The sequence below is a fragment of the Iodobacter violaceini genome, assembly GCF_011601265.1.
GTDB classification, from domain to species: domain Bacteria; phylum Pseudomonadota; class Gammaproteobacteria; order Burkholderiales; family Chitinibacteraceae; genus Iodobacter; species Iodobacter violaceini.
Genome location: NZ_JAAOLX010000004.1, coordinates 38386 through 64649, shown reverse-complemented (window position 1 = coordinate 64649; position 26264 = coordinate 38386). Strand labels below are relative to the sequence as shown.

At 48.2% G+C, this 26264-nt stretch carries 27 protein-coding genes; 8 read left to right on the top strand and 19 right to left on the bottom strand.

Going from position 1 to position 26264, the window contains the following annotated elements; all coding sequences use genetic code 11:
* Positions 1-4: 4 nt before the first annotated feature.
* The 4 genes from serS to HA050_RS08670 form a co-directional block, all read right to left on the bottom strand.
* On the bottom strand, positions 5-1279 hold the full coding sequence (serS, locus tag HA050_RS08685; RefSeq protein ID WP_166824702.1) for a serine--tRNA ligase: 1275 nt from the start codon (positions 1277-1279) through the stop codon (positions 5-7).
* A 462-nt stretch (positions 1280-1741) separates the two neighbouring features.
* Positions 1742-3052, bottom strand: a complete 1311-nt coding sequence (locus HA050_RS08680) for a replication-associated recombination protein A (protein WP_166824699.1) — start codon at positions 3050-3052, stop codon at positions 1742-1744.
* Between the two features lie 48 nt (positions 3053-3100).
* Positions 3101-3709 (bottom strand): outer membrane lipoprotein periplasmic chaperone LolA, encoded by a 609-nt coding sequence (lolA, locus tag HA050_RS08675; protein WP_166824696.1) that lies wholly within the window; start codon positions 3707-3709, stop codon positions 3101-3103.
* A 65-nt stretch (positions 3710-3774) separates the two neighbouring features.
* The gene (locus HA050_RS08670) at positions 3775-4464 is read right to left on the bottom strand and encodes an OmpA family protein (RefSeq protein ID WP_115227043.1); all 690 of its coding nucleotides are present in this window, start codon (positions 4462-4464) and stop codon (positions 3775-3777) included.
* A 350-nt stretch (positions 4465-4814) separates the two neighbouring features.
* On the opposite strand from HA050_RS08670, the gene gyrA reads away from it, so the two are divergent.
* From gyrA to hisC, 7 genes are all read left to right on the top strand, one after another.
* Positions 4815-7487: a DNA gyrase subunit A gene (gyrA, locus tag HA050_RS08665; RefSeq protein ID WP_166825468.1), complete on the top strand. Its 2673-nt coding sequence runs from the start codon at positions 4815-4817 to the stop codon at positions 7485-7487.
* A 116-nt stretch (positions 7488-7603) separates the two neighbouring features.
* A complete protein-coding gene (locus HA050_RS08660; protein ID WP_166824693.1) occupies positions 7604-8059 on the top strand; it encodes a PaaI family thioesterase in 456 nt (151 codons plus the stop codon).
* Complete coding sequence (locus tag HA050_RS08655; RefSeq protein WP_166824690.1) at positions 8056-8472, top strand: PaaI family thioesterase; 417 nt, start codon at positions 8056-8058, stop codon at positions 8470-8472. The genes HA050_RS08660 and HA050_RS08655 overlap by 4 nt, the downstream gene beginning before the upstream one ends.
* Before the next feature lie 14 nt (positions 8473-8486).
* A complete protein-coding gene (serC, locus tag HA050_RS08650; RefSeq protein ID WP_166824688.1) occupies positions 8487-9569 on the top strand; it encodes a 3-phosphoserine/phosphohydroxythreonine transaminase in 1083 nt (360 codons plus the stop codon).
* Positions 9570-9723: 154 nt separating this feature from the next.
* Positions 9724-10797, top strand: a complete 1074-nt coding sequence (pheA, locus tag HA050_RS08645; RefSeq protein ID WP_166824685.1) for a prephenate dehydratase — start codon at positions 9724-9726, stop codon at positions 10795-10797.
* Between the two features lie 211 nt (positions 10798-11008).
* Positions 11009-11581 (top strand): LOG family protein, encoded by a 573-nt coding sequence (locus tag HA050_RS08640; protein ID WP_166824682.1) that lies wholly within the window; start codon positions 11009-11011, stop codon positions 11579-11581.
* Between the two features lie 135 nt (positions 11582-11716).
* A complete protein-coding gene (hisC, locus tag HA050_RS08635; protein ID WP_166824679.1) occupies positions 11717-12817 on the top strand; it encodes a histidinol-phosphate transaminase in 1101 nt (366 codons plus the stop codon).
* 152 nt (positions 12818-12969) lie between these two features.
* Here hisC and HA050_RS08630 read toward each other — a convergent pair whose 3' ends face one another.
* The 14 genes from HA050_RS08630 to HA050_RS08565 all read right to left on the bottom strand — a co-directional run bounded on the left by HA050_RS08630 (position 12970) and on the right by HA050_RS08565 (position 24454).
* Positions 12970-13260: a hypothetical protein gene (locus tag HA050_RS08630; RefSeq protein ID WP_205836363.1), complete on the bottom strand. Its 291-nt coding sequence runs from the start codon at positions 13258-13260 to the stop codon at positions 12970-12972.
* Positions 13261-13380: 120 nt separating this feature from the next.
* Positions 13381-13674: a hypothetical protein gene (locus HA050_RS08625; RefSeq protein ID WP_166824673.1), complete on the bottom strand. Its 294-nt coding sequence runs from the start codon at positions 13672-13674 to the stop codon at positions 13381-13383.
* Positions 13675-13734: 60 nt separating this feature from the next.
* Positions 13735-14376 carry a hypothetical protein gene (locus tag HA050_RS08620; protein WP_166824670.1) on the bottom strand — a complete coding sequence of 214 codons (642 nt, stop codon included), beginning with the start codon at positions 14374-14376 and terminating at the stop codon, positions 13735-13737.
* A 133-nt stretch (positions 14377-14509) separates the two neighbouring features.
* Entirely contained in the window at positions 14510-14974 is a 465-nt protein-coding gene (locus HA050_RS08615) for a hypothetical protein (RefSeq protein ID WP_166824667.1), read from the bottom strand.
* Between the two features lie 95 nt (positions 14975-15069).
* Positions 15070-15438 carry an SMI1/KNR4 family protein gene (locus HA050_RS08610; RefSeq protein ID WP_166824664.1) on the bottom strand — a complete coding sequence of 123 codons (369 nt, stop codon included), beginning with the start codon at positions 15436-15438 and terminating at the stop codon, positions 15070-15072.
* A 125-nt stretch (positions 15439-15563) separates the two neighbouring features.
* Positions 15564-15935 (bottom strand): lysozyme inhibitor LprI family protein, encoded by a 372-nt coding sequence (locus tag HA050_RS08605; protein ID WP_166824661.1) that lies wholly within the window; start codon positions 15933-15935, stop codon positions 15564-15566.
* Between the two features lie 102 nt (positions 15936-16037).
* Positions 16038-16436: a hypothetical protein gene (locus HA050_RS08600; RefSeq protein ID WP_166824658.1), complete on the bottom strand. Its 399-nt coding sequence runs from the start codon at positions 16434-16436 to the stop codon at positions 16038-16040.
* Positions 16437-16527: 91 nt separating this feature from the next.
* Positions 16528-16857 carry a hypothetical protein gene (locus tag HA050_RS08595; protein WP_166824655.1) on the bottom strand — a complete coding sequence of 110 codons (330 nt, stop codon included), beginning with the start codon at positions 16855-16857 and terminating at the stop codon, positions 16528-16530.
* A 163-nt stretch (positions 16858-17020) separates the two neighbouring features.
* Positions 17021-18004 carry a PDDEXK family nuclease gene (locus HA050_RS08590; protein ID WP_166824652.1) on the bottom strand — a complete coding sequence of 328 codons (984 nt, stop codon included), beginning with the start codon at positions 18002-18004 and terminating at the stop codon, positions 17021-17023.
* Positions 18005-18169: 165 nt separating this feature from the next.
* Complete coding sequence (locus HA050_RS08585) at positions 18170-18595, bottom strand: hypothetical protein (RefSeq protein ID WP_166824649.1); 426 nt, start codon at positions 18593-18595, stop codon at positions 18170-18172.
* Between the two features lie 192 nt (positions 18596-18787).
* Positions 18788-19372 (bottom strand): HNH endonuclease, encoded by a 585-nt coding sequence (locus HA050_RS08580; protein ID WP_205836362.1) that lies wholly within the window; start codon positions 19370-19372, stop codon positions 18788-18790.
* A 174-nt stretch (positions 19373-19546) separates the two neighbouring features.
* Entirely contained in the window at positions 19547-19963 is a 417-nt protein-coding gene (locus HA050_RS08575; RefSeq protein ID WP_166824646.1) for an Imm26 family immunity protein, read from the bottom strand.
* A gap of 473 nt (positions 19964-20436) precedes the next feature.
* Positions 20437-22287, bottom strand: coding sequence for a peptidase associated/transthyretin-like domain-containing protein (locus HA050_RS08570; protein ID WP_166824643.1), 1851 nt, complete (start codon positions 22285-22287; stop codon positions 20437-20439).
* A 721-nt stretch (positions 22288-23008) separates the two neighbouring features.
* Positions 23009-24454, bottom strand: a complete 1446-nt coding sequence (locus HA050_RS08565; protein ID WP_166824640.1) for a cyclic-di-GMP receptor FimW-related protein — start codon at positions 24452-24454, stop codon at positions 23009-23011.
* A 267-nt stretch (positions 24455-24721) separates the two neighbouring features.
* On the opposite strand from HA050_RS08565, the gene HA050_RS08560 reads away from it, so the two are divergent.
* A complete protein-coding gene (locus HA050_RS08560) occupies positions 24722-24937 on the top strand; it encodes a (2Fe-2S)-binding protein (RefSeq protein ID WP_099400200.1) in 216 nt (71 codons plus the stop codon).
* Positions 24938-24945: 8 nt separating this feature from the next.
* On the opposite strand, the gene HA050_RS08555 is transcribed toward HA050_RS08560, so the two are convergent.
* Positions 24946-26262 (bottom strand): ATP-binding protein, encoded by a 1317-nt coding sequence (locus HA050_RS08555; RefSeq protein WP_166824637.1) that lies wholly within the window; start codon positions 26260-26262, stop codon positions 24946-24948.
* Positions 26263-26264: the final 2 nt, after the last annotated feature.

Here is a 26264-nt window from a genome sequence, read left to right as displayed (position 1 = left end):
CAGCTTACTTTAATACTTCCAGTCCACCCATATAAGGGCGTAATACGGCAGGGATGGTGATGCTGCCATCTGCATTCTGGTAGTTTTCCAGCACTGCAACCAGTGTGCGGCCTACGGCAAGGCCAGAGCCGTTTAAGGTGTGAACCAGTTCGTTTTTGCCTTGTTCATTCTTAAAGCGGGCTTGCATACGGCGGGCCTGGAAGGCGCCCATGCTGGAGCAGCTGGAAATTTCGCGGTAAGTGTTTTGCGCGGGCAGCCATACTTCCAGGTCGTAGGTTTTTTGCGAGCCAAAGCCCATATCGCCGGTACAGAGGTTTACTTTGCGGTAAGGTAATTCAAGCTTTTGCAGGATGGCTTCTGCATGGCCAGTCAGAATCTCCAGAGTTTTGAGCGATTCATCCGGGTGAACAATTTGTACCAGCTCTACTTTTTCAAACTGATGCTGGCGAATTAAACCACGCACATCACGGCCATAGGCACCGGCTTCGGAGCGAAAGCAGGGTGTGTGAGCGGTGAATTTCATTGGTAAGTCTTCAAGCTTCACAATGCTGTCACGAACAAAATTGGTGACCGGTACTTCGGCAGTAGGGATCAGGTACAGCGGCTCGGCATCGGGGCGGTTTACTTTGAATAAATCTTCTTCAAACTTAGGCAATTGCCCAGTGCCCATCATGCTGGCGGCGTTTACCAGGTAGGGGGTGTAAACCTCTTCGTAACCATGCTCCAGTGTATGGGTGTTGAGCATAAATTGAGCCAGAGCGCGGTGCAGGCGGGCGATGCCACCTTTTAGAGCGGTAAAGCGCGCGCCGGATAATTTTGCGCCGGTTTCAAAATCAAGGCCCAGCGGGCCGCCCAGATCGACGTGATCTTTGATTTCAAAATCAAATACGCGCGGCGTGCCCCAGCGCAGTACTTCTTCGTTTTCGGTTTCGTCTTTACCAACCGGCACGGATTCGTGCGGCAGATTAGGCATGGACAGCAGCATGTCATTGATTTTGTCTTGCAGCACAGCCAGCGCGGCTTCGGCCGCTTTCAGCTCGTCACCCAGCAGCGCAACATCGGCCATGATGGCAGAAACGTCTTCGCCTTTTGCTTTGGCCTGGCCAATCAGTTTGGAGCTGGCATTACGCTTGGCTTGTAAGTCCTGAGTGCGGGTTTGCAGCGATTTGCGCTCGTTTTCCAGTGCAGAAAAAGCGTTTACATCAAGAATAAACTTGCGGCTGGCAAGGCGTGCTGCCACGTTTTCTAAGTCGGTACGGAGTAAGTTGATATCGAGCATAATCGTCGTCTTTTTGTTTCAGGTGAATGGTTGATAGTTTACACGGCTGGCAAGCTCTTAAAAACCTAAAATCTGCAAACCTTGAGCAAACCTAAGGTATGCAGACACGGAGAGCTCGGAGAAAGGCAAAAACGAGGAAAGAAGAGAGCGAAGGCTGGTGTAAATCTATTCGATTTAAGAGTTTAATTTTACTTGATTTCTTGCTATGAACGCAGTCATTCCCGCAAGCCTTTGGCGGGAATCCGGCTGCGCGGCCGGATCCCCGATAAAAACATTCGGAGATGACGCTTGAATCAGTATTTTTTATAGATTTTGCGGAGAAAGACGCGCATATCAAGCGTGAGTTTAAGCAGGAAACTCCGTTTTTCCAGTGCTTACTAAACGTTTCTCCAGGTTTTTCCGGTGTTCTTGCCTTGATTTTTCTCTGTGCTCTCCGTGATCCAGGATCTTTTTGACCTTGGTTTACTGATTTTGCTTTAGCCATGCTGCATCCAGCTCGGCAAGGTGGCGTAATTTTTCGGTAATTTTCCCTTCCAGTCCGCGTGGGGTCGGCTCGTAAAAGTGCAAATCTTCCAGCCCCTCTGGTAAATAGCTTTCGCCAGCTGCATAGGCTTCAGGCTCATCGTGAGCGTAACGGTAGCGTTTGCCATAGCCCAGCTCTTTCATGAGCTTAGTGGGGGCGTTACGCAGATGTATGGGGACTTCACGGCTTTTGTCGCTGGCAATAAAGGCTTTGGCCGTTTTATAAGCCATATAACCCGCATTGGATTTAGGTGCAATGGCGAGGTAAATCACCGCCTGGGCCAGTGCCAGCTCGCCTTCCGGGCTGCCTAAACGCTCAAAAGTGCTTGCTGCATCATTACAAATTTGCATGGCGCGCGGGTCAGCAAGGCCGATGTCTTCCCATGCCATGCGCACAATGCGCCGTGATAAATAGCGCGCATCTGCGCCACCATCGAGCATGCGGGTCAGCCAGTAAAGCGCGCCATCGGGGTTGGATCCGCGTACTGATTTATGTAAGGCAGAAATCTGGTCATAAAATGAATCGCCGCCCTTATCAAAGCGGCGGGCGTTCAGTGTCAGCGTTTCACTTAAAAATGCACTGTCAATGTGCGTGCGTTTGGCTGCGAGAGCTGCGGTGGCTGTTTGCTCGGTCAGATTAAGCAGGCGTCTGGCATCGCCATCGGCAAGGCCAGTGAGTGTGTCAATGGCAGAAGGCTCAAATGTCAGCTCGGGCAGACACTCATGGCAGGCGCGTTGCAGTAATTCTGTCAGCTCGGTTTCTGACAGTGCATTTAAAACGTACACCTGGGCGCGGGAAAGCAAGGCTGAATTCACTTCAAAAGAAGGGTTTTCAGTGGTTGCGCCGATAAAAGTCACAAGCCCTGATTCAACAAAGGGTAAGAAAGCGTCCTGCTGTGCCTTGTTAAAGCGGTGTACTTCGTCGACGAACAGTAAGGTGTGTCGCCCCATGCTGCGGTGGTTTTCCGCTTCTTCCATTGCGGCACGGATGTCTTTTACACCGGAAAATACCGCAGAAAGCGCAATGAATTCTACGTCAAAAGCGCTGGAAAGCAGGCGGGCTAGGGTGGTTTTACCCACGCCGGGCGGGCCCCATAAGATCATGGAATGCAGCTTGCCACCCGAGATGGCCGCAGCGAGTGGCTTGCCTGGGGCGAGCAGATGCCTCTGGCCAACCACTTCGGCTATATTTTTGGGGCGTAATTGCTCGGCAAGCGGAATATGGCCGGGCTTTGCAAATAAATCACTCAAAAGAGAATGTCCGTGTTGCGGGTTTGGGGTGCTTGGGGTTTTTAGTGCTTATTCACGTATTACATCTGCATCTTTTGGGGGGCTAAAGCGGAACTGCCCGGCATCAATCTTGGGGTTGATTTTAAGTGCGCTAAAGTAAATACGTGTGGTTTGCCCAAAGTGATCGTGTAACTCCATTTGTGTCAGCTGGCCCTGGGTAAAGCCTAGTTTTACGGTGTCAAAGGATTGATCGGGCTGTTTGGGGATGGCTTCCAGCCAATCAACGCCTTCGCTGCTGGCCAGAGTACGCAATTTATAATTGCGCTCAAATTGATTGTTGCCTGCAAGCAGGGCGGCGGGACTGCTTTCTAAGGCTTTGCCAATGTCTTTTACGGTGGCTTGTTTTAAGTCAGGATCGTACAGCCAGACCTGTTTGCCATCGGCAATAATCAGTTGTTCAAAGGGTTTTTGATAAACCCAGCGAAATAAACCCGGCCTTTGAATCGCCAGTATTCCGCTGCTTTGCTGCACTTTGCCCTGCTGGCTGGTGACTGTTTGCTTAAAGCTGGCTTGTAAGGACTGGGTATTGCTCAGGTAGTTTTTTAAATCACCTGCCGCATCAGCCCAGGCAGTCTGGCTTGTCACTGCAACTAAAATAATGAGAGCAAGTTTGCGCATTGGTTTTCTCAGGTAAATAGTAAAAAAGCCCCGCACTGGCGGGGCTTTTTGTGCCGTCTAAGTGATTACTTAGCTGGAGTTACAACTTCTTTTGTGCCTTTGATGTCGATTTCAACGCGACGATCAGGTGACAGGCATTCGATCAACTTAGCGCGTTTTTTGATTTTACCGCAAGTGTCGCCTGTAACTGGCTCAGCCTTACCACGGCCTTCAAACTTAACTTTGCCTTCTGGAGCGCCTTTAGATACAAGGTAATCCGCTACAGATTTAGCACGTTTTTCTGACAGAGGCTGGTTGTATTTGTCTGAACCGATACGGTCAGTGTAACCAATAACGTGTGCTTCACCGTCTTTAGGGTCCATCATTTTAACTTCTTCGTACAGCTTGTCCAAAGCGTCTTTACCAGCTGGCTTCAGAGATGCTTTGTTGAAGTCAAACAGAACGTCTGATTTCAGTGTGAAGTGCTTAGTGTTGATCACTGGAGCAGCAACTACAGGAGCCACAACTGCTGGAGCAACAACAACTGGAGCTACTTTAGCAACTGGTTTAACGTAGCCATCACAACCTTCAACAGTTGCGGCTTCTTTAGACCAGGTGCCTGTGCGCCAGCATTCGCCGATACCATTTTTAACAACGCCACCATTGGTATTTGCATTTTGTGTGTAAGCTTCAACGCCAGCAAAAGCTGCAGTGCTCATGGCACCTAAAGCAGTTACAACGGCAAGGCGTGTCAGGGATTGCTTGATCGACAGCATAGTTTTAATCTCCTAGAGAATCATTTAGCAAGCTGATATTTATATTGCTTGTAGGTTCTGGATAAGCCCTGCCCGATAACCCGTCAAGGCTTTTTTTCCATACACGTGCTGCATTCTAATGGTTTCACAATGCTTGCGGCAAATAGTAAGGCTGTAATTTTTGCCGCAAGGGCTGATTCTGTTGTGGAGAGGCCCTGTTAAGGGTAGCTCAATTGGAGCATCTCCGCCCCCGTGGTACACTTAGTGATCGAACGCGCGTGCTGCAACAAAAGTGTTGTGGCATTGCAACGGCACCACCGTAAGTGTTTACGCGTGGTGCGTATTATATGACGCCCCGGCCCCTATCTAAGATGCTCGAAAACTTTGCCAAAGAAACAATCCCGGTAAGTCTCGAAGAGGAAATGCGACGCTCCTACCTCGATTACGCGATGAGTGTAATTGTAGGGCGCGCTTTGCCCGATGTTCGTGATGGCTTAAAGCCGGTACACCGCCGCATTCTGTTTGCAATGCATGAAAGCAATAACGTCTGGAATCGCTCCTATGTGAAGTGTGCCCGCGTGATTGGTGACGTGCTCGGTAAGTATCATCCGCACGGCGACACCGCTGCCTACGAGGCCCTGGTGCGGATGGCGCAGGATTTCTCCCTCAGATACCCACTCATTGATGGCCAAGGTAACTTTGGTTCTATCGATGGGGATTCTGCTGCTGCCTATCGTTATACAGAATGTCGTTTAGAAAAAATTTCATCCGAGCTGCTGGCTGATATCGATAAAGAAACCGTCGATTTCACGCCTAACTACGACGAAAAAGAACTCGAACCCACTGTTCTGCCTACCCGCGTGCCAAATCTTTTGATTAATGGCTCGTCGGGGATTGCCGTCGGGATGGCGACGAATATTCCGCCGCATAATCTCACCGAAGTGATCGATGCCTGTCTGGCCTTGCTGGCCAATTCAGAGCTGACGATTGACGAGATTATCGACATCATTCCCGCGCCCGATTTCCCTACCGCCGGTATCATTTATGGTATTCACGGCGTGCGTGAAGGCTATCGTACCGGCCGTGGCCGGGTGATTATGCGGGCGCGCACGCACTTCGAAGATGTCAGCCGCGATAAGCAGGCCATCATCGTCGATGAGCTGCCTTACCAGGTTAATAAAGCGCGCCTTCTGGAGCGCATTGCCGAGCTGGTGCGGGAAAAAACCATTGAAGGCATTACCGAAATCCGTGATGAATCGGATAAATCCGGTATGCGCGTGGTGATTGAGCTCAAACGCAGCGAAGTGGCCGAGGTTATTCTTAATAATCTCTATAAGCACACTCAGCTGCAGGACAGCTTTGGTATCAATATGGTGGCACTGGTCGATGGCCAGCCGCGCCTGTTGAATATCAAGCAGGTGCTGGAATGCTTCCTGCGCCACCGCCGTGAAGTGGTGACCCGCCGTACCGTGTTTGAGCTGCGTAAAGCACGCGAACGCGGGCATATTCTTGAAGGCCTGGCCGTTGCTTTATCCAATGTCGATGAAATCATCGCCCTGATTAAAGCCGCGCCAACGCCTGCAGAAGCCAAAATCAGCCTGATGAGCCGCACATGGCGCTCAGCGCTGGTGGAAGATATGCTCAGCCGCACCGATGTCAGCGCATCGCGCCCGGATGGTCTGGCTGCTGAATTTGGCTTTGATCCGCAAAATGGCTATCGCTTGTCTGAAGTACAAACTCAGGCGATTCTGGAGCTGCGTCTGCAGCGCCTGACGGGCCTTGAGCAGGACAAAATCGTTGCCGAATACCGCGATGTAATGGAAAAGATTCTCGATTTACTCGATATTCTGGCGCGTGAAGAGCGCGTTTCCGAAATCATCGTGACTGAGCTGAACGAAGTTAAAACTGTATTTGGCGACGTGCGTAAGTCTGAAATCATTGCTTACGGTGAAGATCTCAGCTTGGAAGACCTGATCACGCCGCAAGATATGGTGGTCACACTGACGCACAGTGGTTATATGAAAGCCACACCTGCCGATGAATACCGCTCACAACGCCGTGGTGGCCGTGGTAAACAGGCCGCTGCGACCAAAGAAGACGATTTCATCGACAAGCTGTTTGTGGCTAACACCCATGATTACGTCTTGTGCTTCTCATCGCATGGCCGTGTGTACTGGCTGAAAGTTTACAACGTGCCACAGGGTGGCCGTAATAGCCGTGGTAAGCCGATTGTAAATCTCTTGCCACTGCAGGAAGGCGAGAAAATCAGCGCGATTCTGCCGGTTAAAGAATTTACCGAAGATCAGTTTGTCTTTATGGCCACAGCGATGGGTACGGTGAAAAAGACTTCACTGGTTCATTTCTCGCGTCCGATGAAGAAGGGCATTATTGCTTGTGGTCTGGATATGGATGACTACCTGGTTGGCGTAGAGCTGACGCATGGTGGCGATCAGATCATGATGTTCTCTGACGCAGGTAAATCAGTTCGCTTCCACGAAGGTGACGTACGCGCCATGGGCCGTACAGCTACCGGCGTGCGCGGCATGATGCTGCAGGAAGGTCAGAAAGTGATCTCCCTGCTGGTGGCCGAGCGCGACGATCAGCAGGTGCTGGCTGCAACCGAAAACGGTTATGGCAAGCGCACACCGGTCGGCGATTACCGCCTCACCAGCCGTGGTACACAGGGCGTGATTGCAATTGATACTGGCGATCGTAACGGTAAGCTTGTTGCGGCGACCCTGGTTGAAGATAGCGATGACGTGATGCTGATTACCACTGGTGGCGTGCTGATTCGTACCAAAGTAGCTGAAATTCGTGAAACAGGCCGCGCGGCTCAGGGTGTGCGCCTGATTAATCTGGATGAAGGCGAGCATTTGTCAGGTCTGGAAAAAGTGTGTGAAACTGATTCAGATGATGATTTGCTGGAAGATGATGAGTTACTTGCTGAAGGTGAAGTTGCTGCAGCAGATACAACTCCTGCTGAGGGCGATGCGCCCGCCGCAGAGGGTGGTGCTGCAGAAGGCGGCGAGCCAGCGGCTGAGTAAGCTTTTCTCATCGCAATAACAACACTGGCCTGCAAGACAGGCCAGTGTTGTGTGTGGAGTTTGCATGGGCGGGTGCTTGTTTTAAACACCCGCCCTGCTCAAATAAGGGATGGTCTATGAGCGAAGCGCCTGTTGCATCACCTGCATTATTTAATCAAATTTCAGAATGGTTTATGACCCTGCCGCACTGCCAGGTGCTGGGTTTTAAATTTGGCGAAGCGCATTACGGCAGCATGACCGTTTGCCTGCCCTTTAAAGACGAGCTGATTGGTAATCCTGCTACGCGGGTCATTCATGGCGGCGTGGTGACCTCACTGGTGGATTCCACCAGCGCTGGCGCTATCTACACCATGCTGACCGAGCTGGAAGCCATCGCCACCTTAGATTTACGTCTTGATTATCTTCGCCCTGCCAAGCCGGATTTCCCCATTTATTGCACTGCAGAATGCTATAAACTCACTAAGCAGATTGCCTTTACCCGTGCCACGGCGTATCAGGAAGATATCAACGATCCTATTGCCTATAGCGTAGGTACATTTATGCGTAATTCCGCGCGCGAGGTGGCAGTATGAGCCCGCCTATTACCAGTTTTGATTCGCTTGCTATGGCTGTTGATGCAGTGCCCTATGCCAAATTATTAGGGATTCAAAGCCGTGAAGATAACGGCCAGCCTTTGTTCTTTCTGCCATTTCAGACGCACAACATCGGCAATACCATTTTGCCCGCTCTGCACGGTGGCGTGATCGGTGGCTTTTTAGAAACCGCCGCCATTTTGCATGTGATGTGGGCATCGGAGGCGCAAAGCGTGCCTAAGATTGTTGATTTTTCGATTGATTACTTACGCACTGGCCGTCCGGCAGAGCTATACGCTCAGTGTGAAATTATCCGCCAGGGCAAGCGCGTTGCTAATGTGCTGATGACAGCCTGGCAGGAAGATCGCAGTAAGCCGGTGGCGGTTGCCCGCGCCCATTTTCTACTTGCCTAAGGGATAAGTTAGCCATGACTCAGATTTATAATTTTTCTGCCGGCCCCGCGGTGTTGCCGCGTGAAGTATTGCTGACCGTACAGCAAGAGCTGACCGACTGGCACGGCTCGGGCATGTGTGTAATGGAAATGAGCCATCGCGGTAAAGAATTTACGCAGATTATTCATGAGGCAGAGGCAGATCTGCGTAAGCTCTTAGATATCCCGAAAAATTATAAAGTGCTGTTTTTGCAAGGCGGCGCACATGTTCATTTTTCGATGATTCCGCTGAATTTACTCTCTGAAAATGGCACGATCGATGTGGTGAATACCGGCCACTGGTCCAAAATTGCCATTAAAGAAATGAAGCGCTTTGCCAAAGTGAATGTGATTGCCAGCAGTGAAGATCGCAATTTCAGCTATGTGCCTGCCGAATCCACATGGCAGCGTTCCAAAGAAGCATCTCTTTTGCACTACTGCGCCAATGAAACCATCGGTGGCGTTGAATTTGCCGATATTCCAAAAAGCGAAGTGCCGCTGATTTGCGATATGTCGTCCAATATTTTATCCCGCCCGGTTGATGTGTCTAAATTTGGTTTGATTTACGCAGGTGCCCAAAAAAACATTGGCCCATCCGGCCTCTGTATTGCCATTGTGCGTGAAGATTTGCTGGGTAAATCGCGCAGCAATACCCCCACTATGATGGATTACAGCGTGCATGCCGATGCCGAATCGATGTACAACACGCCGCCTACATTTGGTATTTACGTGGCAGGTCTGGTGTTTAAATGGCTGCTTAATCAGGGCGGCCTTGCTGCGATTGAGCAAAAAAACATCGAAAAAGCCTCTTTGCTGTATGAAACCATCGAAGCTTCAAATGGTTTTTATCACTGCCCGGTTGATAAACCATTTCGCTCGCGCATGAATGTGCCGTTTAATTTAAAGAATGAAAAATTAGACGATGATTTCCTGGCAGGTGCTAAGGCCGCTGGCCTGTTGCAATTAAAAGGCCACCGCTCTGTAGGCGGCATGCGCGCCTCTATTTACAACGCCATGCCGATCGAAGGCGTGCGCGTGCTGTGTGAATACATGCGCACCTTTGCAAAAAGCCACGGCTAGATAGCCTGAAAGAACGGCCTTCGCAGGGCGGGTTGAACACCCCGTTTTGCGATGGCCTGATCTGTCCGCATCAAGTGTCTGTTTGGTGGCCGTGTTTGTGCTTAAGCGTATCGAGTGCAAAGCAGCCCACCACCTATCCAAATTCGAGAAGTCAATGAGTGAAGAACAACTAAGCCAACATCGTGATGCCATTGATGCCATCGATGAACAGATTATTCAGTTATTAAATCAGCGTGCCAGCCATGCCCGCACCATTGGTGAGATTAAAGGCAGCGGGATTGTCTATCGCCCCGAGCGTGAAGCGCAGGTTTTATCGCGGGTAAAAGCTTTAAATCGCGGGCCTTTAAGCGGCGAAACCATGGCCAAGCTGTTTCGTGAAATTATGTCGGCTTGCCTTGCGCTGGAGCGCCCGCTGACCATTGCCTACCTGGGGCCTGAGGGTACATTCAGCCAGGCGGCGGCCATCAAGCAGTTTGGGCATGCCGCACACACCATGGCTTGCTGCTCGATTGATGAAGCGTTCCGCGTGGTAGAGGCTAAAACGGCAGATTATGTGGTTGCTCCGGTGGAAAATTCCACCGAAGGCGCCGTGGGCCGTACGCTGGATTTAATGGTCAATACTCCATTAAAAATTTGTGGCGAAGTAGTGCTGCGTATTCACCACCATTTGCTGCGCAAGGTGGAAGGCAAGGCTGGCCTGCAACGCGTCTACTCCCACGCGCAAAGCTTGTCGCAATGCCATGAATGGCTGAATAAAAACCTGCCGGCCGAAGTGCAGCGGGTGTCTGTATCCAGCAATGCAGAAGCCGCACGTCTAGCCAGCCTGGATGAATCGTCAGCGGCCATTGCAGGGGATGCCGCTGCAGAAAACTACGCACTGCTGAGCCTTGCGCAAAATATCGAAGACGAGCCAAACAACACCACGCGATTCCTGGTGCTGGGTATGCAGGAAGTGGGACCAAGTGGGCGGGATAAAACCTCCCTGGTGATCTCTGCGCCTAATCGTCCCGGCGCATTGCATACCCTGGTTGAGCCTTTAGCCAGAAACGGCGTATCCATGGATAAATTCGAATCCCGCCCAAGCCGTGCAGGCCTTTGGGAGTATGTGTTTTTTGTGGATGTAGAAGGGCATGTCAGCGGCGCACCACTGCAAGCCGCCCTGAATGAGCTGGCCGATGTGGCCGCTTTTGTGAAGGTGCTGGGGTCTTACCCGGTGGCGGTGATTTAAAACGCTTATCGCCAAACGAAATGCCGCTCTCTGGGGAGCGGCATTGTTTTGTCTGGCACAGACATGTTTTACGGATAAAACACAAATCTTGAGCCACAGAGAAGCACTTCGGCCCCAGAGTTTCACAGAGAAAATCCAAAGTTGTACTGCGTTCCTTATTTTTCTATGGGGTTTGTTTTTGTGGTGAAGTTGAATATTGAAAGGATAAAAAATGAAATCAGTTGCCGTTTTTTGTGGTGCAAAGCACGGTATTCAGCCTGAGTTTACGGCTGCGGCACGGGAGCTGGGCGTAGTATTGGCCGAGCGCGAGGTCACGCTGGTCTACGGTGGGGGGCATGTTGGCCTGATGGGCGAGGTTGCCACAGCGTGTTTGGGTGCAGGCGGTAAGGTGATTGGGGTTATTCCGGAGTTTATGGCGGTGCGCGAGCTGGCTTTGGAGTCGTGCACTGAGCTGCATATTGTGGATTCCATGCACAGCCGTAAGGCCAAAATGGCCGGGCTGGCGGCAGGCTTTATTGCCATGCCGGGGGGCTTTGGCACGCTGGATGAGCTGTTTGAAATCCTTACATGGTCGCAAATTGGCCTGCATGGCAAGCCTGTTGGTTTGCTTAATACCGGTAATTATTACAATTCACTCACAAAATTCCTTGAAGAAACGGTGGCAGCGGGCTTTTTAGCAGAGGCAGAATACAGTAAATTGCAATGTGCAGCCGATCCACGCAATTTATTGGATATTCTGATGAATTCACCAGGGGCAATAGAAGGTCAGTGGTGGAAAGCTTAGCATATTACATTTTTTGAAAGTATCTTGTGGTCGCCCTGACGGCTGCCTTCACTTTATGACTCTGCAAGCGCTTATAGTGGCCTTGCAGGATGTTTTCTCTATACCCGATCAATCGGATTGAAAAAGGATGTTCAAATGAGTTTGCAAGATCTGGCCCCTGAATATGTTCGCTCAATTGCACCTTATCAGCCAGGTAAGCCTGTGTCTGAATTGGCGCGTGAAATGGGATTAAATCCTGACCATATCGTGAAATTGGCCTCCAATGAAAATCCACTGGGAATGGGCAGCAAGGCCAGGGCCGCAATTGAAAAAGAATTGGCAGAATTAGCCCGTTATCCTGATGGCAATGGCTTTGATTTAAAAAGTAAAGTCGCAAAAAAATACAATGTAAAAGCAGAGCAAATTGTTTTAGGTAATGGCTCGAATGATGTGTTGGAACTGATTGCCCATGCTTTTTTAGCGTCGGGCGATTCAGCGGTTTATTCGCAATATGCGTTTGCTGTTTACCCGCTGGCTACGCAAGCTGTTGGGGCTAAAGGCATTCAGGTGAATGCGCTGGATTATGGTCACGATTTAAACGCCATGCTGGCCGCAATTGAGCCAGGCACCAAGGTGGTCTGGATTGCCAACCCAAATAATCCAACCGGCACCATGGCAAGGCCAGGCGATTTGCTTGAGTTTTTACAAAACTGCCCGAAGAATGTGCTGGTGGTATTGGATGAGGCCTACACCGAATTCTTTACCCCGGAGAAACGCCCGGATTCAATCGCCTGGCTGAAAGACTTCCCGAATCTGATCGTGGTGCGTACTTTCTCTAAAGCCTTTGGTTTGGCCGGTTTGCGCGTGGGTATGGCACTCACTTCGCCGGAAGTTGCAGACATCATCAACCGCGTGCGCCAGCCTTTTAATGTAAACAGCCTCGCACAAGCTGCAGCAACGGCAGCGCTGGATGATGAAGAATTCCTAAAAGAAACACTGCGCGTAAATAGCGAAGGCATGGCGCAATTAACGGCAGCCTTTGTGCGTTTGGGCATTAGCTATATTCCAAGCCAGGCCAATTTTATTGCCTTTCACTGTGGCGATGCCGCAGCGCTTAATTTATTTATGCTCCAACGCGGTGTAATCATCCGCCCATTAGCCCCATACGGCCTGACCAACACCCTGCGTGTTTCGATTGGCCTGCCAGCAGAAAATGCCCGCTTTATTGAGGTATTAGAAGAAGCTTTGGCTGATTAATCAGCCAGATGATCGTTTAAATAAAGCCCCGGCAGAAAGTTGGCCGGGGCTTTTTTATTACCAAATAAACTCGTGTAATGTTTTATTTTCTTATTAAACTTAATTTTATTTCAGTATTTCTTATTGCATGTATACAAATACGGATTGTATTGTTAACAGTCTCGCCAGAGTAATGCTTCAACTTCATCATATTTATCCGCAACATTCAGAAAGGCCTCTGACCAGCCGCTGCAGAGACTGACCTCCTGAAGTGGCCCGGTTGGGGCAAATAGAACTGCAATTTTTACTCTTTCAGGCAAAGCGCCATTTTTAATAATGGAGATTAAATCAATTATGTCTTGCTTTGCCTCATGTTCATTACTCCAGGATGACCAGAGAAAGTCATTATCAGGGATGGAAATTAACTCAATAGCAGACTCTAGAACATGAATAAGGCTTTCCATTGGGGCATCACGGTTAATTCCTTTATGAATTAGGTTTCTGGTTCGGACCAGGTTCATGTATTCACTTACTTATGAGTTTATGTAAGCCGTAAATCGAGCTTTTGCTGATGGGGCAGGGCATCACGTCCCTGCCTCCGCCCGATATGACCAGTGGCGGGCTTTTATATGCAACACGTCACCAGACTGCAGTTCGATCTCGAATGTCCCCGGCTTGGTTTCTAGAATAGTGTTGATTGAGCATGATCTGCCCCAGTGTTTTTTATTGGGGAGCGTCAGGTTGGTAAAACGCTCAAAAACAAGCAAGTGTGCCTCGCCGCCAACCGGCGAAACCAGGAAGTCGCATTTATCCGTTTCCCAGCTGATGTTGATGCCAGATAGCACTGCATCGTGTAGCGGAAGTGAGTCGATATTCATTATTTTTCCTGGCGCAGACGATAAGAGGCGTCACTGGCTGGCGATGTGGTAAAGGTTTAGTTACTGCACAAGCAGAACGTATTCGATGTCTTGCACCATACGCCCATAGCCTGCGGATTCGCGGTTGTACTTGCCGCCAAATTTCAGAGTATGTGTGCCGGGGGGTAAGGGCTTTAACAATAGCCAGAATCCATCCGTCGCCGATGGAAATGCCTTATAGGGCTGCATTGAGGCAGGTTGCCGGGCGAATGCATCAAAGCAGGTTTGGGATGAGATACGATACTGCCTGGGGTTGCTGATGGGCTTGCCGTCGAGTTCAGCAAACAGATCAAGCGCTGTGTCATTATTCAGCGCGGCCGCTGCCTTTGTATCTTCGCATGTAATCGATTTAACTCCTCTTGCTGGCATGTACACCATATTGATCAGGGGAAAGAACAAGGTCTTGCCTGCAGGGATGGTGCAGGTTCTGCGAATCTTTGATGAGCCAAATCCACCCGCCAGAAACCAGGTGCTTCCACTTTGATTTTTTGAGCAGTTCGCACCGCTTAGATCTGCAACCGGGCTTTCGTCGCGGGGCGTGGACATTGCCCACTGCCACCACTCTGCCGCAAGCTTGGGTGTTGCTTGCCCTGCAACCGGCTTGCCTGCGGCACAAAAGGGCGAGATGAGGAGGGCAACGAGAATGGCAATGGCTTTGATCATGATAATTAAAATTAGTCCTGAGGTCTGCTTAAGGGGCGCCGCCTGAAGGGTGGGGCATAGGGCAAACTAAATGTCTGGTTTAAAGATAATAATAAGCGGGGATATTGATTAATTCTGCTGCATTGTCTCTACGCTAGCTGTTTTCCTGGTTTGCTGCAGAAATAAGCGATTTTGTATCAGGGAACGCGGCCCTGAATTTCTCAATTGCCGCGTCAGGCAGACCAATCAAAATCGTAGCAGAACTATCCCATGCAACAATTTCAAACAATGCGTTTTTAAGCTGCGGCGTTACTTCTGTGCCGCTCCAGTAGCCTGGGTCTAGAGCATTTGGCGGGTTTTCAACAGGAAACCGCGTTTCTTTGGGGAATGCGCTGAAGACGGCCCAGATGAATTGAACATTATTTTCGGTGATGAAACATTCCAGCGTATCCCCTGAAATCCACTGGTCTTCGCTTGTAAACTCGGTGCCGTAATAGTTGGTTTCGATATCACTGATAAACCAATCATAGTTGGATGCAGCAAATCCCAGTGCCCGGAATATAGAGTTCATATTGGTAAACCAGGGAGCCGAATCTGTACGCTCAACAATGAGATTCATGTGCTTGCTCTTATGTAAGCCTGGTGAAAAAGGGGATGTGGCAGGCGTTTGGTGTTTCAAATAAAGTTTGGGGGGCGCCAGATTGGGTGTTTGTATTACCGGCGCTCGACGCAAACTTGTTGAAACCACTCGGCGAAATTTGGCCACTTCTCGTTTGTGCTTCCGTTGTGCGACCAATATTTCACTTCGCCGGTTTGAGAAATAAGGAAATAGTCACTGTTATCTTCAATGAAGGGTAGCCATTTTTTAGCCACCCCCATTTGTCCCCAGGCAGTTTCGGCGATCTCGAATATATCCAGATAACTGCATCCCGGCAGGATTACGGCGGGCTCGAAGCTCGCGTTCGCAACGTTGCTGCCACCTTTGAGAAACTCAATGTATGCAGAAGGAAACTTGAATTTTAGCTTTTGTTCTGCCTCCGCAATGTCTGTATCTGCAGGAGTGCGGAACGGGTGAATAGTCATAGTTTAAATGCCTGACAGTATACGCAGCAGCTGGCTTGCGCTGCTATTGGAAAAAGGCTGCACATTCCGGCCATGGGACCGAGCGCTGGCTTAGGTCTACGATTTAAAGTACAACCTGATTTTCATTAAAGCTTACTGTTTTGGCAGCCGGAGCTGGAACACTCTCTTATTCTGTCCTGGAGAAACTGGGACCTGCTGATCGTTGTGCTTGTTGCACAATCTAAGTTTACAAAAAAACCTGTTGCTTCCCTCTTAGAGCATTTGCTGTTTCGTTCCTCAATCCAAGAAAGTTGACCTGTTTTAAGTGTCTTTTTTCCCGCGCTATCAAGTTTGGCACTCAATTTTTTGTAGTTTTCGTTCAGCTCTTTATCCGCTTCTTGGTAAACCTTGTTAAGGCAATATAAGCCATCAAAATCATTTTTTGGCGCATCACATGCTGAGTTTGCAAATACAGCGCCAGAAAAGCAAAGCATTAGAGCGAAAAGTGTTTTTTTCATTTTTATTTTCTTGGTTGAAAAAGTAAATCTATATGGCTAACGTTAAAATCAAGCTCTGGGCCTGTGAGGGGCCGCCGCAGTGGTGAAGGAATAGTCAGGTATTTACAATGGCTTGATAAGCATACGAATTCTGGAATTGAAATCATTTTTTCCGTATCCCTGTGCTTCTTTAAGTGAAGCCAGCCAGTTGTTTAGAAATTCTTGATCGGATGCCAGATCAGCACGGTGCGAATCCCACTGGCACTCAAATGTAAGAATGTTCTGTTTTAGAAATCCCCATTGCTCACCACAGGTTTGGCAAAGTGTTGGCAGCCAGCCTGGGTATCGCTGCTTGGCCTCAAAGGTGTTTTTCTGCGACTCGGCTGAAAATACAAACGATATACCACATTTTTTGCAACGGCACCGAATCCCTTCGTAGTGAGTTGCGTTTTCGTCATAGTGGCCAGGGTATGTTGGTTTATGCCACTTTGAGCGATCAATTTTTGGCAAACTTTCCACCATGGTTCCTTCACTTGGATTTCATTAGCTAATCCCTAACGTAAAAGTACCGGGCCTTGCGCACGCTTTATACGCGGCCCGGTTGACTACCGGGTTAGACCGATTTTTGGAAATACTCATAAGCCATAGATTCAATTTCACCTCCACTACAGGAAATAGACGAACCGTCTTCGGATTGAATTTGATAGGTTTGTTGCATAGCTTCGCCAATTCCACAGCAGCCATCTAGACCAAGCAAGATGGTGTAAAAAGCATCTGTCAATGCTTGGTCCAGCAGTGACCTCATGACGTTTGTGTGCTCAGAACTTAGTGTCAGGGATTGAATATGCACACCGACGGCGGTCGTTGGTGGGGTGCTCATGTAGCTGTTGAGGAGCCTATCTTTCTCGACTTTGAAATTCCGGACAAATTCTTCAGGAGTCATTGGCGTACCAGAGGGAGTAAAGGTCGAACGTCAAAGTTAACCGGCGCCGGAGCACGAAGTGCGAAGGGTACCGACATGGGCCATGAAAATGCTGAAGGCATGGCCCATGTTGGCGCCCGTGTTGAACGACCAGTTAGGCGCGCTTTGGTAAAATGAGAGCACTTTAGAAAGGCACTTCATCATCGAATTTTGAGCTAACTTCATTTGGCGTTGCACCGTTGGGAAGCGGGAGACTGCTAACCACGTACAGGTTTAGGATGTCCTCGCGATCCATAAAAAGAATTTGGCTACGCTTAGATGCGTCCAGCTTGCCGCCCAGCCAATTTCTTGCTTGCTTTGTGATTTCACCGCCTGCAATGATGAACGCATGATCAACCAAGACTTTTCTGCTTGTCTCCGGATCGAAAATCTCGTGACCCAGCATCATTAGCGCTTGATTGTGGATTTCTGCTACGTTTGCATTCGATCCTTTGCTCACTCCCGAAGAGTCAAGTTTTCCCTTTTTGACTTGAAGGCCGAAATACAAAATATGCTGAGTCGGAAGAATGTAACGCATCCAGACATCCTTGCCATACTCCAGTGCCTTATCTTTATGTCCAGCTGACGTGATTCGGTGATAGCCAAGTTGCCTAAACAGTGGGAGCAGAATTTCCTCGATCAGCTCATCTTCCGAACACAAATCTAGATAAGCAATTAGTTGATCTTTGCGCTTGATCTCATTTGGCGTGTAGGGCCGATGAGGGTTGCTAGCAATTGAAATCGTTTTGGTGCCGATGTGTCTTACATATAGATGGTTGTCTTCGCCATAAAACGCTTCAAACCCTTCTCTTTCGAGAGGTTTGTTTAGCGATTCAAGCGCGAGTTTTCTGCCTGGATCGTCGTCTTCAGCATCAGACTTTTGCATGAGCACACGCAGGAGGTTCATGAACCGATCAGGCAAGGTGTTCGGCGCAGCTAGTGGCTCGTCACGTAGTTCAGCCAAACGGTCCGAAGTCCATGCCCAGCGGGTTGATCCATCATGGGCAAAGTCCAAGTCGCACTCTTCGAAGAATTGTGTGATGTAGGAGCTAGACCGATAAGGAAAGTGCTTTGCATCGCCAATAACCATGTCCGCAATTGCACGAAGGTTTCGATTTTTGAATTTCATATTTTTGTTTCTCGCGCGCGGTGGCAAATTGGGTAAGCGCCTAACGCCGAGCTAAGCGGCAGTTTTTAAGTTGTAGCTTTGTGGAATACTTTTGCGCAGCAAAACCACAAAGCTGCGACTTAAAAACTGTCCAAGTAGCGTAGCGACTGATGCTTGAGCGACTTGTTAAACTTTTTTTGGTTCTACTGCTAATAAAAAGGCAACAACACCAATTACTATTAACACTTGAGAGATATAAACCAAAAAACCACCCAATTGTATGACCGCAAATGCCGGACCACCGCCAGGAATTGTTGTTGCTAAAAAATACACCACATAAAAAAATAATAATATAGCAAGACCAGTTGTTATAAATTTATTGCCCGAAATTTCATTTGTTATTCTGTCGTTAGCTTTCAAATGCTTTATAAAGAAATGAGCAATAAGGAAGGCAGGAAGATAAGAAAGTATTGGAGTTAGTGTTCCTATATATTTTCCGCTTGCAGAATTATATGAATGGCTAGTAAAGAAAGAGCTAAAAATCAATGCAACCATTGACCCTATCGGTAACAACTTGCTAATTAAAAACATCATTCCTAAACGAATTAACATATGTATTTCCTTGTATGATTTTAGAGTTTAACGATTAAGCTAAGGGGCGGGCTTTAGCCCGTCCCAGCGAACGAAGTGAGCGATTTGAGCGACTTGTTATGTTTCATTGCTGATGAGTTTTTTGAGCTGAGAAATAGTGAGCCATGGCCTTGAGCGATGTAGTGTTTTGTGGCAGTTGGAGCACACCATATGCTATATCTGGGATTTTAGTTTTTTGAGATGGCAGCATCTCGCTAACAGGGATATATGGTGAGCCTCGATAAAGTTAAGCCCTCTAGCACGATAAGTCTTCTCAAAATCAAAATTGCAAGCCTCACAAAAAAGGCGACTGTTCTTGGTTTTAAATTGTTCTTTTGCTTGTGCAATTAGTGCAGAGTTGCGCTCCCTGACGGTGTGTTTTCTTTCGACTATCTTTCCCTTGGGAAAGCCTTCATCAGTTCTCTCGTTGTTTTTGAAATCAAAGCCTTCAATAGATAAGAGCCAGAACTTTCTTTTTTTGTTGTGTGGTGTGGTTCCTAAACTGTTGCAGTAATCAATATATATTGTATCTAGATTTTCGTTTTTAGCTAGCTTGCCAAACAATTTGGTAATTGCAGGATTGGTTTCTTTTCCATCTTTCTCACATTGCTTATGTAGCTGCATTGTGTTTTTGGAATAGCCAATATAACGGCTAGGAGCGAAGCGCAGTTCCTCGCCAATTTTATATGCAATAAAGCAACTTCCCTTTCGTATTGGTTCCGAGCAGAATAATTGCTCATTATCCGTACCCTCGCACATGTAATCTTCAAATAATTTTAAATTTTCTTCGATTTCATTTTTTTGTTGTTACTGTGGGCATGTGCTGGCCTCAATATGGAACATAACGTTGGAGGTAAGGGGCTGCTGCGCGCAGGCGATTGAGGAAAGCAGCCACACCGATTCCGCAGTCCCGCTTGACCGAAAGGTTAGGCATTACTTCAACCTCATTTGTTCGATCCATATGTTCGGCCTCCCTTGGTAGTGATCGCGCAGACGGTCTTCAACATGGCTGGGTTCCCAAACTGCACACCGAGACAACCCTACGCATTCAGTCTTTGTTGCTGGACGAAAATTTCCACTGAGGTAGATTTGAAAGTTCTCAGGTTTGATTGGGTCTTGAATGAATGTTGCTACAGGTTCCATGAGCTGTGCTGGAACCTCTACTTTTCCGACCTTGAGCCAGCGGCCTTGAGACCATGCTGACTTATGCACAGCAACCCGAAAAAGAATTGGGCACTCAAAGATTTTCTTAATGTTCTCAAGCTGCTCAGCACGCGTGTCGAAAAACGCGAAGTCTGCCTCTGGTAAAGCAATAGCATGGACCGTGGTCCCATCTTCGAGAGGAATCACGTGTACTGCGCCTACCGTTCTGCGCTGAGCAGTCATGTTTTATGCCTAACAAGATGAAGACACCCTAAAATGGCAGGAAAACCACCACCTTGGGTGTGTAAAAACGCTGAACCCCTTGTAAAACCCTTGCCGGGCACAGCCTGAATTATTTTATGCCAAAATACTACACCCGATTGAGCGGGGATTTCCACCGTGTCCGTGCTGTTGAAGTAGGCCCAAGTCTGACAACTTGCCTTGTAGTTAAGTATTGCAGGGTTCAGCTATACAGGTAAGTTAGCCCGTTTTTGTTGTCATATAAGTGACCGTTCCCGTTGTTTTTTTGATGTGACTTGCATAAAGTGATTAATTTTTCAGCCTGTGCAAAAAGCCCGTGAGGCAGGCATAGCGCTATCATCACCAGGCTGTTGCTCGCTTCCTTATAAAAGCAAAGGGGCAGCTCATTGCCTGAGCTGCCCCTTTGCTTAGTAAAACGATTAAGGCGCGCCTGCCGGTTTTTTCTTAGCAATAGCAGGGCCTGTATCTTGCATGCGAATTAATCGGCCTATCATTGTGGAATACATATTATCCCCTTTAAATTGGTAATTTAAGCGATAAAATACGATGATCGAATCTCCCCATTTGGCTACAGGCGCAAAAGTACGCTGCTTGGCGCTTAAAGACGAATTAAAATCATTGTATTGCCAGCTAATCAGATCTTGCTCTGCTGAATAATTCCATTTGGCCTTTTCGTTCCAGAATTGATAATCACCCGATTTACCATCATCCAGTATCTTTCTTAAATATAAATCCGCGCTGCCATCCGCGGCCATTTGATAATAGATTTTATCGTTTGTTGAGTCGCTTGCATTAAATTGCCAGACCCAATTGCGTGCTAAATCCATTCCTTTGAAGCTAAAACGCTCATCTGCCTTCACTGTGGTTAATACAAATTGCCCCTTGTTGCCTACCTGTTCTACAGCCCACCGCTGCCAGCCTAATGTTGTGTCTTGCTCCAGCAAGCTAAGCTTTAGCTTGTCATCTTCTGTATCTAATAGCCAGGAACCATCGGTCTGCCACTGTATGCCACGTTGCTTGCCATCTAAATTCAGGCTTTGCGCTGAAGTGATTGTTGCCATACCCGTCAGACTATTAAGGGGTGAATTAGGGTATTCCGTAGGAATGCCCGCAATGCGCTGGCCAATTTTAAAATCAGCCATAGACACGGCAATGCTTTGTGCGGGCAAGCGGCGCACCACGGAATACGCGCTCAGCGCTGGATGATCACTCACCACGGTGCCAATTAGCTTTTCATTCGATTGATGAGGGTTGGATGTATAAATGCAATCCCCCTTGCGCTCTATTTTGCCCCAGCTTGAATTAGTCGCTGGCAGGGCAAGGGTCATTGTTAAAGCACGGCACTCAATATCAAGGCTTTCATCTTTATAGTCAGTGAAGGATTTCTCTTCGACAAAGCCTTGATCAAAGGTGATTTTGATTAAACCATTGTCCTGCTGAGACCATTTTCCGGAAAACTCACCATAAAATCCACGCACCAGCGCTTTGCCATTTGTTTCAAAATTAAAGTCCCATAATTCGGATACGAGCAAATTGGTTGGGCTCCCTTTTGCCAGGCGCAGATGGCTGGGGGGAGCGCTTTTATTTAAGGTCTGCCATTGGTTTTGTTCCGCATTTACATTTTTCTGAGCTTCCTCCCATTTAGTACTCATTTTTAGAGAAAGGAGAGCCTCAGGATTCTTAAGTAATTCGAAGGTATTACTAATGCCCTCTGGCAGTTTTACACCATAATCAGCGATTAGTTTAATAGCGCTTGCCTGTTGAATAATGGCTTCGGGATCTAATTGTGCCAGCCCTTCATTTAATTTTTCTTGTGTTTCAGGTAATTTCCCAGCGAATAGCTGGCGTAGCAAAGCATTTTTTGCTGTACTGATATGGCTGATACGAACATGCTCGGCCTCCTTGATTTCCAGCTTGCCGTCACTGCCCGCATTTTTTTGCGCATCGGCAAAACTGCCTACGAGAGAATCCAATTTTACTTGTGCCTGCGCCCCTACACCTTGCGCACTCAGTACAATCATATCTTGTGGATTGCTCGTTTGAATTGCCAAAGTAAAGTTACCGTTGTTATCGGCCAGTGTTTTAAATGTATTACCACCCACTTCCGCCATAATTTGTGCATTGGCTAGAGGCTGGTCTATGGCCTGACCTGAAATCTCTAATTTCTGCAATGAAGCCGCCGAGGGTACTTGCTCGCTCCCTCCATCGCCACATGCGCTTAAAACCATGCCACTGAGCAGGGCCAAAAACCAAGAATTACTTATTTTCATACTGATCCCGTGTTTTTAAAGATTGTTAAGGCTGCTTATATCTATCCAGCCAAATTAAATAAATGCCACGCTTTAAGTTGTTTTAATCCCGCAGCAAAACTGGTGAAGGCTAAGTTATTTTTTAATTATATTGTTAACAACTTGGGTATAGATTTATGTGGTTTGTGGCTGCGCATTGGTTTTTTTGTTGAATAGAATTCAAGCAGGAAAATCTTATCGGGCATGCTGGAATGTTTTTTTTATTTACCAAGGCAAGTCATTGCTAATGAGATCTTTAAATGATCTTCAAAACCATTACACATGGCAAAGTTTTCCGCTCTGGAGCCTTAATCAACAATACAGTTGATAAGTTAAACAGCGTTTTATCTTGAGGTCGTAAGCATAAAATGGCAACAAACCCATTGGAATAACATTTATGGGTAAGAAATAATAATACAAACCAAGAATGTGGGAAAGTTTTTTGTAAGAGTGTGATTGTATTTTATTTCATTTTGATGAAGGGCAGAGCTTGATATACCTCAGAGTGCCTGGCTCAAAAGCCGGTACAAGACAATGATGTACCGGCGTTTTGCTGCTCTTATCGCTGTTGTTCTCAACAGGTGCCGTATGGCCGAGTGAATTTATTCAGTGTTGATGGTTTACTACTGATCTGTAAGTACAGTAACAAAGCCAATTTTAAGTTTAAAAGCACGATGGTGCATCTAGGGCTAAAAGCGGTTCATCAGTCCAGCCCGGCTTTCTGGCTGATTTCCTCCAGCCGGGTTTCAATAAACTGGTAATAAGCCGTTTGCATCACAAGGCGGGTGGCGCGTACTTTGCATATGCCGCGAGAATCGTGCACGGTAAACATGCGCATGGCCTGGTATTGCTTGCCTGCCAGGATCAGCATGCCGCTGTGGCCGCGGCGGCGGTCTGCGGCAAGGCTGAGCGCCGGTGTCAGGATATCTGTGCCAAGGCTGGTGACGGGGGCAATCTGCACGGCTTCAGGTGATCGGCCAATCAATTCAATACCGCATTCGCTGGATAAGCCGTCGCCACGCAGGCTTAACCAGCGCACCAGCCCAATTTGCCAGTGCTGGCCGCCACGGCGCAGCATCAGTATTTCGCCCGCCTGCAAGGGGTGATCCGTGGATTCGCCCTGCAGCAACAAGCCTGTTGCGCTGATATTGCAAATATTCAGCCGGGCAGGCTCAGGGGCGGTTTCATCAATATGGCCTGCGGCAAGATTCCAGCAACGGTCCCAAAGGCTGATCAGCTGAATTTGTTCGCCATTTTGCCTGCGGATACGAAAGTGCTGCCGCCTTGGCGGCGCGGTCCATTCTTGCAATAAACGGCCAATCAGCTGGATTTCATGGTGGCGGTCTTCGTTCAGATTCAGCAGCCGCTGCAATCTGCTGCTCAGCTGCTTCAAAATGCCCTGGGTTTCGATGGTCCACCAAACTTGCTGTTCTTCGCCTGCCAGGGGTTGGGCGAAGTGGGGGGCTTCATCACGGTCTGTCTGATAAATAAACGCGCCTTGTTCTGTGAGGGCCTGATCCCGCTGCACCAGGTCAAGAAAGCGCGCTTCTTCTTCAATAATTTTAAACAGAATCGCCATTTTTTGGGGCTCCAGACGATTGCTTGCGCTGATGCCCAGCAGCATGATTTTGCGGTAGAGCGTGCCCGGCGTGCTGCCATTTTTCAGGCTGCGTTTTGCCCAGCCCAGTGCATGAATATCGCTAAAAAGCTGATGGCATCTTTGCCAAAATCCTGGCGGTAAAGGCGTTCTGCTGCGCGAGTACAGGCAGGCCAGTTGCCATGCACTGTCTAAAGCATGACCAAAGGCTTCCAGCCTGGGGCGGCTGCTGGTGAAAAGGCCGGTTTCATTGCTTCTGAGTAAGGCCGTGCGGATAAACCCCTGCATCAGCTCCTGCAGCAGGCATTGGCTAAGTTGTAATGCTGCGTGGGTTTGCGGATCAGAATAGGCAGGCTTTTCCAGCTTGGGCAAAAGCAGCAGGGCTGCTTCAAAGCATTGCAGCAGCACTGGGCTTAGCCGGTTTGGATCGTTTTCCTGGCGAAGTGTAAACAGGGTTTCATGCAGGCGCCGGGCCGAGTGTTCCGGGGAAGGGGGTGGAAAATTTAAAGCGTCTTGATGGGCTGCAAATGGGGAAGAAGCAAGCGTTGGCATCGTGATCGGACATGCTGCGTATAAGTTAGAACGGAATCATACTCCGTGAGCATTCTTTGCTTACATTTTTTGGGATTATTACCAGGAAAATTGAGGAAAGAAATATAAAGGTAAAGATGCTGTTTTGCTTTCACAGATCTTTGCCTGGTGAGTTGTTTGCAATGGGCTGGAATACGGCACGGTTTTTTTGAGAATGGGTGTTATTTAACACTTGGCAAGGGCTGGTTTTCAATTATAATGAGAACAGTTATCAGTCTGAGAGCTGCCATGTACGTCTGCATCTGTAATAGTGTTACTGACAAAGCCATCCACAAAGCAGTGGCTGGTGGTGTACGCACATTTGCCCAATTACAGGCACAAACTGCGGTGGCTACCTGCTGTGGCAAGTGCACCAGCTGCGCCAAACAGGTGATGGCCGATGCACTCAGTACCCAGCCTGTGCCTCAGGCCATCCGCTGGGTGCCTCAGCTGGCCGCTGCTTAAGCCTTGGTTTAAGCCGGGCTGGTCAGGCTGATCGTAAAGCGTGCGCCGCCCAGATCAGATTGATCAACCCAAATCCTTCCTTTATGTAAAGTCACTGCTTTTTTTGCAATGGCTAATCCCAGTCCAAAGCCTCCGCTTGCCCGGTCACGGCTTCTGTCCAGACGATAAAATGGCTCGAATATATGTTCGCGCTCATTTTCCGGTACGCCAGGCCCATCGTCTTCAATCGTAATATCAACCCCGCCGCTGGCATTGCTGAGCGTGGATATTCTGATTTTCTGATGGGCATATTTAGCCGCGTTACGTAACAGATTGCTCAGTGCACGCATCAGCAATTTGGGGTCGCCGGATATGGTGCTGGTTTCTGAATGCAGTGAATGGCTCATTTCCTTTTCTTGCAACAGATGGCTCAATGAATTGATGACCTGATGCAGGGCTTCCGCTGTATTTACACTTTGCATGGGCAAGGCCTGTTGCTGCTCAATCTTTGCCAGGCTTAATAATTCACTGACTAAATCATTTAATTCATGCAAATCATTTTCCATTGAGGCAAAGCGTGGCTCCAGCTGCTTGCTATTGGCATCGTTTTTAAGCAGCTCAAGGCCAAACTCCAGCCGTGCAATTGGGGTTCGTAATTCATGGGAAACGGAGTGGAGTAATTCACGCTGTGAATCAATCAGGCGCTGAATTCTTTCTGCCATTAAATTCATGCATTGGGCAAGCGGATAAACGCTGGCGCTTTTTCTGACCTTTGCGCGGCTGGATAAGAGGCCAGAGCCAAAATCATCAGCCGTTTTAGAAAGCGATTGCAATTCTCTCCAGTGAAAATAAGACCAAATTCCACAAGGGATGAGTAATAAAAGAAAAATAAGTGTGTATTGAAATCGTTTGATTTTGGCAATTAACGGGTCTTGATCTTTTGTTTCTGAGGCGTAAATAACCTGATTGGCGCTGCCAGGAAATTTTGAATTATCTGTATCTACCCGGCGAAAATAAGCTTCACTTTGAAAGTCAACCACCACTTTTTTTTCCAGCAACCTTTGTCTGTTGTGGGGGGCAATGATGGCCAATGCGCGTTCAAGAGGGAGAAGAGCATAGCTATTATTGGTTTTTTCCTGCAGCGTTTTAAAACGCGTAAACCAGAGGGGCCCCTGGCTGTTGTCCAAATATTGCTCAACCAAAAAAATCTGTGCAACCGCATCTTTAAGCGCATATTGCTCAAGCTGCTCTGCATAAAACTGATTGGTTAAATAGCTGAGCACTTGCGTTAATGAAATGGTCACGACGGCAATCAATACAAAGATGCGTAAATAAATTCTCCACATTG

Bases quoted from the DNA above. Each gene is read 5' to 3' on its own strand.
- HA050_RS08625 (WP_166824673.1), bottom strand. From the start codon at position 13,674: ATGAATATCGACTCACTTCCGCTACACGATGCAGTGCTATCTGGCATC.
- HA050_RS08605 (WP_166824661.1), bottom strand. From the start codon at position 15,935: ATGAAAAAAACACTTTTCGCTCTAATGCTTTGCTTTTCTGGCGCTGTA.
- HA050_RS08600 (WP_166824658.1), bottom strand. From the start codon at position 16,436: ATGGTGGAAAGTTTGCCAAAAATTGATCGCTCAAAGTGGCATAAACCA.
- gyrA (WP_166825468.1), top strand. From the start codon at position 4,815: ATGCTCGAAAACTTTGCCAAAGAAACAATCCCGGTAAGTCTCGAAGAG.
- HA050_RS08670 (WP_115227043.1), bottom strand. From the start codon at position 4,464: ATGCTGTCGATCAAGCAATCCCTGACACGCCTTGCCGTTGTAACTGCT.
- serS (WP_166824702.1), bottom strand. From the start codon at position 1,279: ATGCTCGATATCAACTTACTCCGTACCGACTTAGAAAACGTGGCAGCA.
- HA050_RS08630 (WP_205836363.1), bottom strand. From the start codon at position 13,260: ATGGAAAGCCTTATTCATGTTCTAGAGTCTGCTATTGAGTTAATTTCC.
- HA050_RS08560 (WP_099400200.1), top strand. From the start codon at position 24,722: ATGTACGTCTGCATCTGTAATAGTGTTACTGACAAAGCCATCCACAAA.
- HA050_RS08590 (WP_166824652.1), bottom strand. From the start codon at position 18,004: ATGAAATTCAAAAATCGAAACCTTCGTGCAATTGCGGACATGGTTATT.
- HA050_RS08565 (WP_166824640.1), bottom strand. From the start codon at position 24,454: ATGCCAACGCTTGCTTCTTCCCCATTTGCAGCCCATCAAGACGCTTTA.
- serC (WP_166824688.1), top strand. From the start codon at position 8,487: ATGACTCAGATTTATAATTTTTCTGCCGGCCCCGCGGTGTTGCCGCGT.
- HA050_RS08615 (WP_166824667.1), bottom strand. From the start codon at position 14,974: ATGAATCTCATTGTTGAGCGTACAGATTCGGCTCCCTGGTTTACCAAT.
- HA050_RS08570 (WP_166824643.1), bottom strand. From the start codon at position 22,287: ATGAAAATAAGTAATTCTTGGTTTTTGGCCCTGCTCAGTGGCATGGTT.
- HA050_RS08610 (WP_166824664.1), bottom strand. From the start codon at position 15,438: ATGACTATTCACCCGTTCCGCACTCCTGCAGATACAGACATTGCGGAG.
- lolA (WP_166824696.1), bottom strand. From the start codon at position 3,709: ATGCGCAAACTTGCTCTCATTATTTTAGTTGCAGTGACAAGCCAGACT.
- hisC (WP_166824679.1), top strand. From the start codon at position 11,717: ATGAGTTTGCAAGATCTGGCCCCTGAATATGTTCGCTCAATTGCACCT.
- HA050_RS08640 (WP_166824682.1), top strand. From the start codon at position 11,009: ATGAAATCAGTTGCCGTTTTTTGTGGTGCAAAGCACGGTATTCAGCCT.
- HA050_RS08580 (WP_205836362.1), bottom strand. From the start codon at position 19,372: ATGTGCGAGGGTACGGATAATGAGCAATTATTCTGCTCGGAACCAATA.
- HA050_RS08555 (WP_166824637.1), bottom strand. From the start codon at position 26,262: ATGTGGAGAATTTATTTACGCATCTTTGTATTGATTGCCGTCGTGACC.
- HA050_RS08655 (WP_166824690.1), top strand. From the start codon at position 8,056: ATGAGCCCGCCTATTACCAGTTTTGATTCGCTTGCTATGGCTGTTGAT.
- HA050_RS08620 (WP_166824670.1), bottom strand. From the start codon at position 14,376: ATGATCAAAGCCATTGCCATTCTCGTTGCCCTCCTCATCTCGCCCTTT.
- HA050_RS08595 (WP_166824655.1), bottom strand. From the start codon at position 16,857: ATGACTCCTGAAGAATTTGTCCGGAATTTCAAAGTCGAGAAAGATAGG.
- HA050_RS08585 (WP_166824649.1), bottom strand. From the start codon at position 18,595: ATGTTAATTCGTTTAGGAATGATGTTTTTAATTAGCAAGTTGTTACCG.
- pheA (WP_166824685.1), top strand. From the start codon at position 9,724: ATGAGTGAAGAACAACTAAGCCAACATCGTGATGCCATTGATGCCATC.
- HA050_RS08660 (WP_166824693.1), top strand. From the start codon at position 7,604: ATGAGCGAAGCGCCTGTTGCATCACCTGCATTATTTAATCAAATTTCA.